The sequence below is a fragment of the Streptomyces sp. NPDC087420 genome (assembly GCF_044744165.1).
Classification (GTDB): Bacteria; Actinomycetota; Actinomycetes; order Streptomycetales; family Streptomycetaceae; genus Streptomyces.
Window position 1 is genome coordinate 26,987 of record NZ_JBIUXU010000026.1, and the last position, 11,516, is coordinate 38,502.

12 protein-coding genes are annotated in these 11,516 nt (G+C 71.8%); 5 read left to right on the forward strand and 7 right to left on the reverse strand.

Translation table 11 applies throughout. The features are described from left to right. The first annotated feature begins 12 nt into the window (after positions 1 to 12). The 4 genes from ACIO1C_RS35045 to ACIO1C_RS35060 all read left to right on the forward strand — a co-directional run bounded on the left by ACIO1C_RS35045 (position 13) and on the right by ACIO1C_RS35060 (position 3,777). Complete coding sequence (locus ACIO1C_RS35045; protein WP_401871647.1) at positions 13 to 1,527, forward strand: FAD-binding protein; 1,515 nt, start codon at positions 13 to 15, stop codon at positions 1,525 to 1,527. A gap of 119 nt (positions 1,528 to 1,646) precedes the next feature. Then, positions 1,647 to 2,135 (forward strand): SRPBCC family protein, encoded by a 489-nt coding sequence (locus ACIO1C_RS35050; protein WP_327232791.1) that lies wholly within the window; start codon positions 1,647 to 1,649, stop codon positions 2,133 to 2,135. Continuing rightward, positions 2,132 to 2,998 carry an alpha/beta fold hydrolase gene (locus ACIO1C_RS35055; protein WP_401871650.1) on the forward strand — a complete coding sequence of 289 codons (867 nt, stop codon included), beginning with the start codon at positions 2,132 to 2,134 and terminating at the stop codon, positions 2,996 to 2,998. The genes ACIO1C_RS35050 and ACIO1C_RS35055 overlap by 4 nt, the downstream gene beginning before the upstream one ends. Positions 2,999 to 3,012: 14 nt before the next feature. Then, the gene (locus tag ACIO1C_RS35060) at positions 3,013 to 3,777 is read left to right on the forward strand and encodes a 4'-phosphopantetheinyl transferase (protein ID WP_401871653.1); all 765 of its coding nucleotides are present in this window, start codon (positions 3,013 to 3,015) and stop codon (positions 3,775 to 3,777) included. Here ACIO1C_RS35060 and ACIO1C_RS35065 read toward each other — a convergent pair. The 7 genes from ACIO1C_RS35065 to ACIO1C_RS35095 form a co-directional block, all read right to left on the reverse strand. Next, positions 3,704 to 4,696 (reverse strand): AraC family transcriptional regulator, encoded by a 993-nt coding sequence (locus ACIO1C_RS35065; protein ID WP_401871656.1) that lies wholly within the window; start codon positions 4,694 to 4,696, stop codon positions 3,704 to 3,706. The genes ACIO1C_RS35060 and ACIO1C_RS35065 overlap by 74 nt on opposite strands. Positions 4,697 to 4,849: 153 nt before the next feature. Beyond that, positions 4,850 to 5,410: a DUF1772 domain-containing protein gene (locus tag ACIO1C_RS35070; RefSeq protein ID WP_401871658.1), complete on the reverse strand. Its 561-nt coding sequence runs from the start codon at positions 5,408 to 5,410 to the stop codon at positions 4,850 to 4,852. A gap of 11 nt (positions 5,411 to 5,421) precedes the next feature. Then, entirely contained in the window at positions 5,422 to 6,075 is a 654-nt protein-coding gene (locus ACIO1C_RS35075; RefSeq protein ID WP_401871659.1) for a hemerythrin domain-containing protein, read from the reverse strand. Between the two features lie 133 nt (positions 6,076 to 6,208). Next, positions 6,209 to 7,048 carry an NmrA family NAD(P)-binding protein gene (locus ACIO1C_RS35080; RefSeq protein ID WP_401871662.1) on the reverse strand — a complete coding sequence of 280 codons (840 nt, stop codon included), beginning with the start codon at positions 7,046 to 7,048 and terminating at the stop codon, positions 6,209 to 6,211. 81 nt (positions 7,049 to 7,129) lie between these two features. Next, complete coding sequence (fabG, locus tag ACIO1C_RS35085; protein WP_401871672.1) at positions 7,130 to 7,915, reverse strand: 3-oxoacyl-ACP reductase FabG; 786 nt, start codon at positions 7,913 to 7,915, stop codon at positions 7,130 to 7,132. Positions 7,916 to 8,207: 292 nt separating this feature from the next. Next, positions 8,208 to 9,044, reverse strand: a complete 837-nt coding sequence (locus tag ACIO1C_RS35090) for a BTAD domain-containing putative transcriptional regulator (RefSeq protein WP_401871665.1) — start codon at positions 9,042 to 9,044, stop codon at positions 8,208 to 8,210. Between the two features lie 197 nt (positions 9,045 to 9,241). Then, entirely contained in the window at positions 9,242 to 9,898 is a 657-nt protein-coding gene (locus ACIO1C_RS35095) for a ScbR family autoregulator-binding transcription factor (RefSeq protein WP_401871666.1), read from the reverse strand. Positions 9,899 to 10,277: 379 nt separating this feature from the next. On the opposite strand from ACIO1C_RS35095, the gene ACIO1C_RS35100 reads away from it, so the two are divergent. Then, a complete protein-coding gene (locus ACIO1C_RS35100) occupies positions 10,278 to 11,261 on the forward strand; it encodes a ScbA/BarX family gamma-butyrolactone biosynthesis protein (protein WP_401871669.1) in 984 nt (327 codons plus the stop codon). Positions 11,262 to 11,516 lie beyond the last annotated feature (255 nt).

The window sequence follows — 11,516 nt, forward strand, 5'->3', positions numbered from 1 at the left end:
AGAACGGACCAGATGAGCAACAGCACTCCTTCTCGGCGCAGGGTCCTGGGCGGGATCGCCGCCACCGCGGCCACCGTGGTGGGCTGGAACGCCACCACCCAGACGTGGGCGACCGCGGCGGAATCCGGCCGGGGCCACGGCGGTCACGGCGGGCAGGTGTCCCCCGTACCGCCGCTGGACGGGACGCTGAAGACGTCCGGGGCCGAACTGGCGCCGTTCGGGCAGGACTTCGGCCGGCTGGTGACGGACGCCGTGCCGTGGGCGGTGCTGGTGCCCGGCTCGGACCGGGACGTCGTCGCGATGGTGAACTACGCCAGGGCGAACAACCTCAAGATCGCCGTCAACGGGCGCAGCGGCACGGGTGACGACATCGAGTCGCACTCCAGCTACGGCCAGGCCTCGGTCCGGGGCGGCATCTCGGTCGACGCGCGCGGCCTCGCGAAGATCTACAGCATCGGTTCGACCACGGCGACGGTGGGCGCCGGTGTCACCTGGGGCCAGCTGACCGACGCGGCGGCGCCGAAGGGCAAGATGCCCCCGGCGGTGCCGGACTACCTGCACCTGTCGATCGGCGGCACGCTGAGTGTCGGCGGGATCGGTGGTACGGCGGGCAAGTACGGACTGCTGGTCGACACCGTCCGGTCGCTGGACGTCGTCACGGGCGCCGGCCAGCTGGTCACGACGTCGCCGACGGTCCGCCCCGACCTGTTCAACGCCGTCCTGGGCGGCGGCGGCCAGGTGGCGATCATTCTGCGCGCCACGGTGGACGTCGTCCCGCTCAAGGAGCGGGCGGTCATCTTCAGCCTGTACTACAACGACGTGGCGACCTACATGGCCGACTCGGAGAAGGTCCTCGCGGACGGCCGGTTCGAGGTCCAGGCGGGCGAGTTGCAGCGCACGCCGGACGACACGGGCTGGCGTTACAAGCTGGAGGTCGGGGCCGTCTACAACGGCACCGCCGTCCCGAACCGCGCGGCGCTGCTCGCGGGGCTGCGGGACAACCGGGCGGAGGCCGTCATCGAGGACATGGCGTACCGCGACTACAACTTCCGTCTCGACGCGGCGGAGGCGTACCTCAAGGAGACGGGGTACTGGTTCCAGCCGAAGCCCTGGCTGTCCATGTTCCTGCCCGCCTCCAAGGCCAAGCAGTTCCTGAAGATCGCCGAGGCCGAGCTGACGGCGAACGACCTGGGCGCCGGCTTCCTGCTGACGTACCCGTACCGCACGTCGAAGCTCAAGCGCCCGCTGGCCGTCCAGCCGAACGAGCCGGTCGCCTACCTCTTCGACCTGCTGCGCTTCCCCCACCCGGGCGAGCCCAACATCCAGGGGATGCTGGAGCAGAACCGGCGGCTGTACGACAAGGCCGTGGCGCTCGGCGCCAAGCGGTACCTGGTCGGCGCCGTCCCGAGGATGACGGGGGCGGACTGGAAGCGGCACTTCGGCAACCGCTACGCCGAGTTCTACTCCGCGAAGCGGCGCTACGACCCGGCGGGCATCCTCACCCCCGGCCAGGGTTTCTTCGGCTGACCGACCGGGGGCGGGGTCTCTCCGCGGCCCCGCCCCCGCCCGCCCTTCCCGCTCCTCCCCGCTCCACCTCGTCCCCCGCACCGCTCCCCCCCATCCGCAGGACCGCACAGGGAGATCCCATGACCGGATACGACATCATCGACGAGGCGGTGGTCGGCGCCCCCGCGGACGCCGTCTGGGACGCGCTCGTCGCCGAGTTCCGCGGCGCCGCCGCCTGGTGGGTCCCGGCGAACACCTTCGAGACCGTGACCGGCGCGCCCGACGTCGTGGGGGGTGAGGTCGCGGTGACGGTCCACACCAAGGGCGTCGACAAGGGCGGGCTCAAGCTCCGCTTCACCTCGCGCACCCTGTCCGTGGACCCGGGACGCCGGCTGGCGGTCGAATACGTCGACGGGGTCTTCCGCGGTCCTGCCACGTTTGTCCTGGAGCCGCTCGACGGCGGGGACCGTACCCGGGTCCGCATGCACTTCCAGGGCCGGCCGCACGGCAAGCTCAAGGTCATCTCCAAGCTCGCCGACATCGGCGCCGAGCACTCGAAGGCGACCCTCGCGGCCTTCGCGGCGCTGGACCGGCGGCTGGCCGGGGCCCGGGACGGCGCGTCACGATGAGCGCCCTCACGAAGCTTCCCGCAGGCTCGCTGACCGAGGAGACGACGGTCCGCACCGACGACGGCGCCGCCCTCGCCGTCACCGTCCTCGGCCCCCTGAGCCCCGGGCCCGGCAGCGGGACCACGGTGGTGCTGTCGCACGGCTGGGCCGCGGGGCGCCGGGTCTGGGGCACGGTCGCCGACCGGCTGATCAGGGACGGCCACCGCGTGGTGCTGTACGACCAGCGCGGCCACGGCGCGTCCGGCCTCGGCACCGGGCCGATCACGATCCGGCGGCTCGGCGCCGACCTGGCGGCCGTGCTGGGCGAGACGGGCTCGCGGGACGCGGTGCTGGTCGGGCACTCCGGTGGCGGTTTCGCGGCGATGGAGTACGCCACCGCCGAGCCCGCCCTCGCGCGGCGGCTGCGCGGGCTGGTGCTGCTGGGCACCGCCGCGCACGACCAGGACACCCCGGACAGCGAAGTACGCATGATGGGCAGCGCGTTGTTCTCCCGGGCGCTGGCGCGGCCCGCGCTCGGCCGCCGGCTGCTGGGCCAGACGATGGGCAAGCGGGTCGACCCGTACGCCCTGGAGGTCAACCGGCAGATGTTCGCGGCGGCGTCGCCGCAGGTGCGCGCGGACTGCTTCCGCTCGTCGCGCGGCATGGACCTGCGGGCGAAGCTGGCCGCCGTCACCACGCCCGCCGTGGTGCTGGCCGGTGAGAACGACCGGGTCATCGCGCCCGCGCTGGGCGAGGCGGTGGCTGCCTCTCTGCCGGACGCGCGGTTCGAACAACTGCCGGGCGCGGGGCACATGCTGCCGCTGGAGCGTCCCGGGGACGTCGTACGGGCCGTGGCCGGGCTGCTGGCCCGACCCCGGCCGTGACAGCGTCCACCCCCATGATCGACGAGATCCTGCCTCCGGGCGTCAGGTCGGCCGAAGCGTTCGACGACCTGGCGCCCGCGCCGCTGTTTCCCGAGGAGGCCGCGCTGATGGCCGGGCGGTGGGAGCGGCGGCGGCGGCAGTTCGCGACCGCCCGCGCCTGCGCGCGCCGCTCGCTGGCCGAACTGGGCCTGGCACCGGCGCCGTTGCTGCCGGGCGCGGGCGGTGCGCCGCAGTGGCCGACGGGGGTGGTGGGGAGCATCACCCACTGCGACGGCTACCGGGCCGCGGTGGTGGCGAGGACCACCGACATGGCGGCGCTCGGCATCGACGCGGAGCCCGCGGAGCCGTTGCCGCGCGGGGTGCTCGGCCTGGTGGCGTCGGACGGCGAGCGGGCGGCGGTGGAGCGGCTGGCCGCCGGGCGGCCTGACGTGCCGTGGGACCGGCTGCTGTTCTCGGCGAAGGAAGCGGTGTACAAGGCGTGGTTCCCCGCGACGGGGCGGTGGCTCGGCTTCGCGGACGCCCGGGTCGAGCCGGCCGCCGACGGCACGTTCCTGGCGTGCCTGCACCCGGCGGACCCGCCCGTACCCGCTCCTACCCACTACGCGGGGCGCTGGCTGGTACGCGGGGGGCTGTTGCTGACGGCGGTGGCTCTGCCGGCGGTACGGCCCTCGCCGCCGCGCTCTCCGCTCGCCCCGGCCGCCCCGCTCAGCGGTCCAGCACGACGATCCGGGCCGGAGCGCCCGGCCGGTGCGCCGACGAGGACCCGCTGCCCTTCCTGAACTGCTGCGGGCTCACGCCCCTGACCCGCTTGAAGGCCGCGCTCAGCGCGAACGCCCCGCTGTAGCCCACCCGGCGCGCCACCGTCGCCACCGTCGCGTCCGGCTCCCGAAGCAGGTCCGCGGCGAGCGTGAGGCGCCAGCCCGTCAGGTACGCCATCGGGGGCTCCCCGACGAGGTGGGTGAAGTGGCGGGCGAGGCCCGCGCGCGAGACGCCGACGGTGTCCGCGAGTGACGCCACCGTCCAGGCCTTCCCGGGCTGTTCGTGGAGCAGCCGCAGCGCGGGACCCACCACGGGGTCGCTCTGCGCGCGGTACCACGCGGGCGCGCCGGACTCGGGGACCGCGAGCCAGGTGCGCAGCACACTGACGAGCAGCAGGTCCAACAGCCGGTCCAGGACGAGCTCCTGGCCGATCTCGTCCTTGCCGATCTCGTCGGCGAGCAGCTGCACGAGCGGGTTGGGTCCCGCCTCGGCGGGCCGTACGAGCAGGACCGGCAGCGCGGCCAGCAGGCGCCGGCCGATCTCGCTGGGCGCCTGGTAGGTGCCGCTGAGCATGACCGAGGAGCCGACCCTGCTGTCGTCGCCCCAGGTGCGTACCCCGAGGGCCATCGTCTCCGTGACGTCCTCGCCCTCGGTGGTGTTACAGCGCTGTTCGGGGCCGACGACGATCTGGAGGGGCGTGTCGAGGCCGTCGGCGATGGTGTACGCGTCGGGGCCGCGCATCACGGCGACGTCGCCGGGACACAGCAGCACCGGGTCCCCGTTGTCGGGGATCACCCAGGCGTCACCGCGCACCATGGTGACCACGGAGATCGGCGCCCGGTCCTCGACCCGGAGCGACCACGGCGGATTGAAGACGGACTTGAGGAGGAACGCGCCGCGGGCCTTGGGACCTTCGAGGAGACCGGTCAGTGTGTCCATGTCATCACCTTAGACGACGCCGTATGAAAAGACACCGGTTCCGCATGATCCGTCTCAACTCGGCACGCAGTGGGCGCGCCCGGTGGTGTGCGCCCGCCCTCCTCGCGGGGGAACGAGAAGGAGGGCGGGCGCAGTTCGGGGAGGGGACGCGGTTCAGGCGCTCCGCGCCGCGCCCCTGCCGTGCAGGGCCAGCGCGCGCCCGAGGGCGCCCAGAGCCGCCGTACAGGCCAGCGTGCGCGCGACGTTGGCGGACCGCCACGGCCGGTCGAACGCCTTCCGTACGGCCGCGAGGTCCGCGCCCACGGGTGAACCGGCCCGCGCCAGCCTCCTGTTGAGCGGGAGGTTCACGCAGACGGTGACGGCGACCGAGAGCGCGTAGAGGGCGGTGGCCGCCCCGGTCCAGCGCGCCGCCTCCGGCCGCTCCCGGCGCCGCTGGAGGACCGCGGCGAGCCCGGTGGCGAGGAACACCCCGAGGAACAGCAGCCCGAAGAGCCCGCTGTTGTCGAGGACCCCGTTGATCCGCCGCATCGCGGTCACGTACGCCTCGTCGTCCCGCCGGGCGAGGCGCGGCATGACCGACACGTCGAAGGCGAGGTAGAGACCCGCCATCAGTCCGGTGCCGATGGTCGCGGCGACGAGCACGGGGCGGGTCGCCAGGTCACGGGGGCGCGCGGCCGTCGGTACGCCGGGGACCTCGGGGGGAACGGAGTGCATCGGGCTTCCTCTCAGGACGGGCGGGTGACCCCGGTGAGGGTCCGTTCGTAGCGCCGGCGCAGCACCGTGTTGCCGATGACCCGGACCGGCGGCGGGATGGTCGCGGCGACCTGGGCCACCGACCGCTTGTCCGCGCCGTCGAACATCCAGGGCTGGAGCGCCGTCATGACCTTGAGCGGGGCGCTGGCGATCACCTTCCGCTCGACCGCGAGGTACTCCTCCGGCGAGAGCCGCGCGAAGACGGGGAAGGAGACCGCCTCCTCGTCCTTGAGGTGGTCCCTCAGCACGGAGTCGAAGCGGGTGGCGGCCTGCTCCACGGCGGCGGGGTCACCGCCGGGGCGCAGCACGGCCGAGACCGCCTCCATGGCCCGGTCGAGGACCGCATGGTCCTCGCCGAGCAGCCGGGCCTCGGCGGCGAACTGCGGGGCCCTGGCGAGCAGTCCCGGCCACAGGACGTCGTCCTCGCTGCGGTGGTGCCAGTCGATGATGTCGCGCAGTTGCTGCCACCAGGCGCCGGCCGGGCCGAGCCCGGCGCGGGTCAGCAGGGGCGCGGCGGCCAGCAGCCGCCGGGCGTCGCGGCGCATCGCGATGTGCATCAGCGCGAACCCGTGGAAGTGACCGGGCAGGGAACCGAGGCCGTGCTCGCTCGACATGGGAATACTCATGGCCGCCTCCTCGTGGCTGATACGGCTCGTCCGATACGTCTCGTCGTGGGCGTCGTCACGCGCCGGTGCGCGTGGCCCGCGGTCGCGGCCCGCTCGGGTGCGGGCCGCGACCACGGGACGGTGTGACGCGGGGTCAGACGTTCCAGACGCCCGTGGCGGCGGCGTCCCTCGCGTAGTCGGAGAAGTCGCGGGCCTTGCGGCCCAGGGCCTCCTCCACGCCGTTCACGACGTGCGCGTTACGGCCGTCGAGGATAAGGCCGAAGAGGTCGGCGAACTCGACCGGCAGCCCGTTCTCCGCCAGGACGGCGCGGTAGTCGTCGAGGGAGACCGGGATGTACGTGATCTCCCGCCCGGTGGCCTTGGACAGCTCCTGGGCCACGTCCTGGAAGCTCAGCAGCCGGGGCCCGGAGAGCTCGTAGGTCTTGCCGATGTGCTTCGGGTCGGTCAGCGCGGCGGTGACCACGTCCGCGATGTCGTCGGCGTCCGTGAACGGCTCGACGGCGTCACCGGTCGGCAGGGCCAGCTCGCCGGAGAGGACGGGGTCCAGGAAGAAGCTCTCGCTGAAGTTCTGGTTGAACCAGCTCGACCGCACGATCGTCCAGTCGGCGCCGGACTCCTTCAGCTTGTCCTCGCTGACCTGCGCGCCCTCCTCGCCGCGCCCGGAGAGCAGCACCAGCCGGCGCGCGCCCCGCGAGACGGCGAACCGGGAGAAGGCCTCGACGGCCTCGGCCGCGCCGGGGAAGGCCAGGTCGGGGTAGTACGTGACGTAGACGGCCCCCACGCCTTCCAGCGCGCCCTCCCAGGTGGCGGGGTCTTCCCAGACGAAGGGCAGGTCGGCGTTGCGCGAGCCGACGCGTACGGGAAGGTCCAGCGCGGCGAGCCGCTCGGCGACTCTGCGGCCGGTCTTGCCGGTGCCGCCGATGACGAGTGTCGTCTTCTTGTCTGCCTGGGTGTCCTGCGTGGTCTGTGTCATGACTCCAGTCAAGTGCACCGGGCTGAGACGGTACATAGCCACAAAGCTCAGTTCCATACGCGTGCGTCCAATATCCCGCGCTCAGGAGTTGCCGAGGCCCCCGCAGACGTTGATCGCCTGGCCGGTGACGGACGCGGCGCCCTCGCTCGCGAGAAAGCCGACCAGGCTCGCCACCTCCTCCGCGGTGGTGTAGCGGCCGAGCGGGATCTTCGCCTCGAACTGCTCCTGGACGAACTCCTCGGTGGTGTCCCAGGCGGCGGCGTACCCCTGTCTGACCTGTTCGGCCATCGGGGTCTCCACATAGCCCGGACAGACCGCGTTCACGGTGACCCCGGCCGGCGCCAGTTCCTTGCCGAGCGACCTGGTGAAGCCGACCACACCGTGCTTGGACGCGGAGTACGGGGAGCCCAGCAGGACGCCCTGCTTCCCGGCCACCGAGGCGATGTTGATGATGCGGCCGTGGCCGGCCTCCATCAGGCCGCCGCTGCGCAGCACTTCACGGGTGAGCAGGAAGACACCGTTGAGATTGGTGTCGATCACGTCGTACCAGAGGTCGTCGGTCATGTCGGCGAGCGGGCCGCCACCGCCCCGGCCCGCGTTGTTCACCAGGACGTTGACCGGGCCGAACTCCCGTACCACCGCGGCCACCAGGGCGGCGACCGACCTGCGGTCCCGTACGTCGGCCGCCGCGCCCTCGGCCCGCAGCCCCTCCGCGCGCAGATCCTCGACCGTCTGCTTGACGTGCTGCGCGGTACGCGCGCAGACAAAGACACGATGTCCCCGCCGGCCCAGTTCCCGCGCTATGGACAGGCCTATTCCCCGGGTCGCACCGGTGATCAGGGCGACCGGACCGGCCGGCGCCCCCATCGCTCCCGTCCGGTGCTCGGCGGCCCCCCGTACCTGAATTCCCACGGCTTCCCTCCGCGTCGTCGAATCTCCGTCGGACAACCGCTCTTCGACTCGGAGACGTTATCCGCGCAGGGACCGTTTTCCTTGAATTCTTGAGCACCTGTCGAGCACGTCTCCATGCTTTCGACCAGGACACCCGTCCATTCCACTCGCGCGCCGAACAGCCCCGGCGGTCCCGAATTCTCTTTCGGCATATGCCGTTTACTTACACGCCGGAAACATGTACCGCCGGCGCGTGCCGCGGTCGTGCTCAGCTCACCCGGACGAGCGGTTCGCGGGAGGCCTCCGCCGGGGCGGCCTCGGGGCCCGCCATCAGGATCGAACGCTGGAGGCGCCGCACCCCCGCGGACGGCTCCAGGCCCAACTCCTTCACCAGCGTGGAGCGCAGCCGCTGGTACACGCTCAGCGCCTCACCCCGGCGGCCGGAGCGGTGGAGGGCGAGCATGAACTGGCCGTGCAGGTTCTCGTGGGTGCGGTAGCGGCTCACCAGCACGGTCAGTTCGGCGAGCAACTCGCGGTGCCGGCCGAGCCGCAGGTCCGCCTCGATGCGCTGGTCGAGCGCGCACAGGCGCGACTCCTCCAGGCGCTTGATCTCCATGTCGAGCTGCGCCCCGCACTGGACGTCGGCGAAGGGCGGCCCCGTCCACAGGGCGAGCGCGTCCCTCAACTGCCGTGCGGCGCGCGGGTAGTCGCCGGCGTCGGCCGCCCGGTAGCCGAGCCCGGCGAGCCGGTCGAACTCCTTGACGTCGCTGGTCCCGCCGCCGGTGTCGAGCCGGTAGCCGCCGGGCAGGGTGATCAGGATGTCCTTGGCGGTACGCTCCGCCCCGCCCCCCGGCTCGGCCCCCGGCTCGGCCTTGAGGGCCGCCGCTATCAGGGACCGCAGCTGGAGGACGTACGTCTGGAGGGTCGTCCTGGCGCTGCGCGGGGGCTCGCCCGCCCACAGTTCCTCGATCAGCGCGGCCACCGGCACCACCTGGTCCGCGTGGAGGGCCAGGACGGCGAGCACCTGACGGGGCTTGGGCGCCGTCGGGGTGATCGATTTCCCGTTCTGTCTCACAGCCAATGCGCCCAGTACGTCGATGTCCACGCGTCTCCCCTATCCCTGCAAGGTGAAGTCAGTGCCGTTCGAGGCCGCTCACGGGGTGCGATTGCTGCGCATGGATTCAAAAACAGGACAGACGGTTTGTCAATATCAAACCGTCCAGACTGTTTTTTGTTAACGCTGTGTACACCAATCCCGCCCCTTCGTCACCGTACGGGCGGTACTCGGTCAGCGCCCACCCGTCAAACGGGCTCCTCGACCGGCATTCCGGGCGCACCGACCACACAGCGGGAGCCGCAGGTCACCACTGTGTCCAGCGCGTCCCGCGCCGCCAGTCTCGGCAGCATCAGCTCCCAGAACCCGGTCAGCGTACGCCGAGAGATCCAGTCCTTGTCGCCCCTTGAGCCAAGTACCTGGAAACCGACCGTCGCAGCCAGGATCGCGCTTGCCGCGTCGTCGTGCGACACCCCGTCGGCCAGAGCACCCTGAGCCGCCGCCCGCTGTAGTACGGTCTCGATCCAGGACCGCCACTCGCTCCGCAGATCGACGCCGGCGACGCGGGAGATGTCGCCGCTCAGCTCGAATCCGGCGCGGACGACCACGTCGTCGTCCAGCCCGCGCATCAGTGCGTGCGTGCTGTCCACCAGAAGCTGGAGAGCGGTGGGGCAGTCGGGCCCCGCCACGCTGAGCCGCCGCACCCGACGCGCGGCCTCTTCCTCGACCCCGCCGGCCAGCGCGTTCTTGCTGTCGAAGTGGAAGTGCAGGGCCCCGTTGCTCACCCCGGCCCGCCGGCTGATCGCGGTGAGCGAGGCGGACACGAACCCTTCCTCCGCGAAGACCTCCGCGGCGGCGAGGATCAACGACCGCCGGGTACGGGCGGCGCGCTCCTGCTTGACCATCAACATCTCCAAGGTGTCGGGAGGACCGGCAGCGACGCGCACGTTGCGGCACGACATTAACAAACCGCCGGGGCGGTTTGTATATGGAATGCACAAGTCCGCCAGCTGGAGGCGCCTCTGGTCGGCCACGGACTCAAGGCCCGCTCAAGATTGGCTGGAGAACATCTGGAGATCCACTCGACCGAATGAACCGCGCCCGGACGCCAGTTCGGCAGTGACACGTGTGTTCTCACGCTCACTCGGCGTGGCGACCCGGTATTTACGTGGAAGCCGCCCAGAAGCCTGTCGACTATACCGGTCGGTATGTATATTTCCCGCTTCGGGGGAGCTGTACCGCTCTCGTCCTTCACCCGTGATCCGTACTCCTTGGGGAGGCTCCATGTCCGAAACGACATTCCGGATGAACGACACGTCCGGCTCCGCCGGTCTCCACGGCCCGTCCTGCCCGTCCGGCCCGTCGGCGCCGCCGCTGACCACCACGGTCCCGAAGGAGTTCGTGCACCGCGCGGCGGTGGCGGAGGTCCTGCTCACCGGCTGGCGCCGCGTCGACGCCACGCACTTCGCCGTGACGGCCCAGTGGCCCCGGCTGCACGGCTTCTACAGCGCCGTCCTCGGCCGGCACGACCCCCTGCTCACGGCGGAAACCCTCCGCCAGGTCGGTTCCCTGCTGTCCCACGCCGAGTTCGGTGTGCCTCTGGGGCATCAGTTCCTCATGCGGGACCTGTCGTTCACCGTGGACCCGCGGCACCTCGCGGTGACCGGCGTCCCCGCCGACCTCGAACTCGACGTCCGCTGCTCGCAGATACGCAGACGTGGCTCCGAACTGGCCTCGATGCGCTACGAAGCCGTCGTCCACCGGGACGGCCAGATCGTCGCCACCGGGGGCGTGTCCTTCGCGTGTGCCTCCCCCGCCGTGTACCGGCGCCTGCGCGGCGAGCGCGCCGGTGCGGACTCCTCGGCGCACCGGCCCCCGCTGGGGACGCCCGTACCACCGCCGGACGTCGGCCGCTCCACGGCGTTCGACGTCGTGCTCTCCCCGACCGGCGACGACGGCGCCGGCGTATGGCAGCTGCGCACCGACACCACCCACCCCGTGCTCTTCGACCACCCGGTCGACCACATACCGGGCATGCTGCTGCTCGAAGCGGCCCGGCAGGCCACCCTGGCGACGCTGGACGCGGGAGACCGCGTACTGACCAGCTTCACCGGCTCGTTCGACCGCTACGCCGAACTGGACCTCCCGTGCCGCGTCGAGGCCCGGATCCTGCCCGAGGACTTCGCGGGCTTCACGTCGGTCCTGGTGACCGCCCATCAGCAGGGCGAACAGGTCTTCAGCTGCGTGGTGAACGCGCCCCGCGACTAGGGCCTGTCCGGCGGATCTTCGTGGATCAGCCTGCGGCGTCTGGTGCCGTACCTCGCAAGGCGGAGGGGGACCCGTGTACTGGATGTACTCGGGTCTCCCGACAACGCGGCGAGGTGCGGTGCCAGGCGTCGCAGGCCCACGAAGATCCGCCGGACAGGCCCTAGTATCCTGAGTCTTAAATTCCCGTATAGTTGGGTCATGGTACGTCCGGGACCGAAGCTTGCGCCGTTGGATCTGACTGATGCTGAGCGATCG

Excerpts from the sequence above, each read along its gene's own strand:
- ACIO1C_RS35045 (WP_401871647.1), top strand. The coding sequence starts at position 13 with ATGAGCAACAGCACTCCTTCTCGGCGCAGGGTCCTGGGCGGGATCGCC.
- ACIO1C_RS35050 (WP_327232791.1), top strand. The coding sequence starts at position 1,647 with ATGACCGGATACGACATCATCGACGAGGCGGTGGTCGGCGCCCCCGCG.
- ACIO1C_RS35055 (WP_401871650.1), top strand. The coding sequence starts at position 2,132 with ATGAGCGCCCTCACGAAGCTTCCCGCAGGCTCGCTGACCGAGGAGACG.
- ACIO1C_RS35060 (WP_401871653.1), top strand. The coding sequence starts at position 3,013 with ATGATCGACGAGATCCTGCCTCCGGGCGTCAGGTCGGCCGAAGCGTTC.
- ACIO1C_RS35065 (WP_401871656.1), bottom strand. The coding sequence starts at position 4,696 with ATGGACACACTGACCGGTCTCCTCGAAGGTCCCAAGGCCCGCGGCGCG.
- ACIO1C_RS35070 (WP_401871658.1), bottom strand. The coding sequence starts at position 5,410 with ATGCACTCCGTTCCCCCCGAGGTCCCCGGCGTACCGACGGCCGCGCGC.
- ACIO1C_RS35075 (WP_401871659.1), bottom strand. The coding sequence starts at position 6,075 with ATGAGTATTCCCATGTCGAGCGAGCACGGCCTCGGTTCCCTGCCCGGT.
- ACIO1C_RS35080 (WP_401871662.1), bottom strand. The coding sequence starts at position 7,048 with ATGACACAGACCACGCAGGACACCCAGGCAGACAAGAAGACGACACTC.
- fabG (WP_401871672.1), bottom strand. The coding sequence starts at position 7,915 with ATGGGGGCGCCGGCCGGTCCGGTCGCCCTGATCACCGGTGCGACCCGG.
- ACIO1C_RS35095 (WP_401871666.1), bottom strand. The coding sequence starts at position 9,898 with ATGGTCAAGCAGGAGCGCGCCGCCCGTACCCGGCGGTCGTTGATCCTC.
- ACIO1C_RS35100 (WP_401871669.1), top strand. The coding sequence starts at position 10,278 with ATGTCCGAAACGACATTCCGGATGAACGACACGTCCGGCTCCGCCGGT.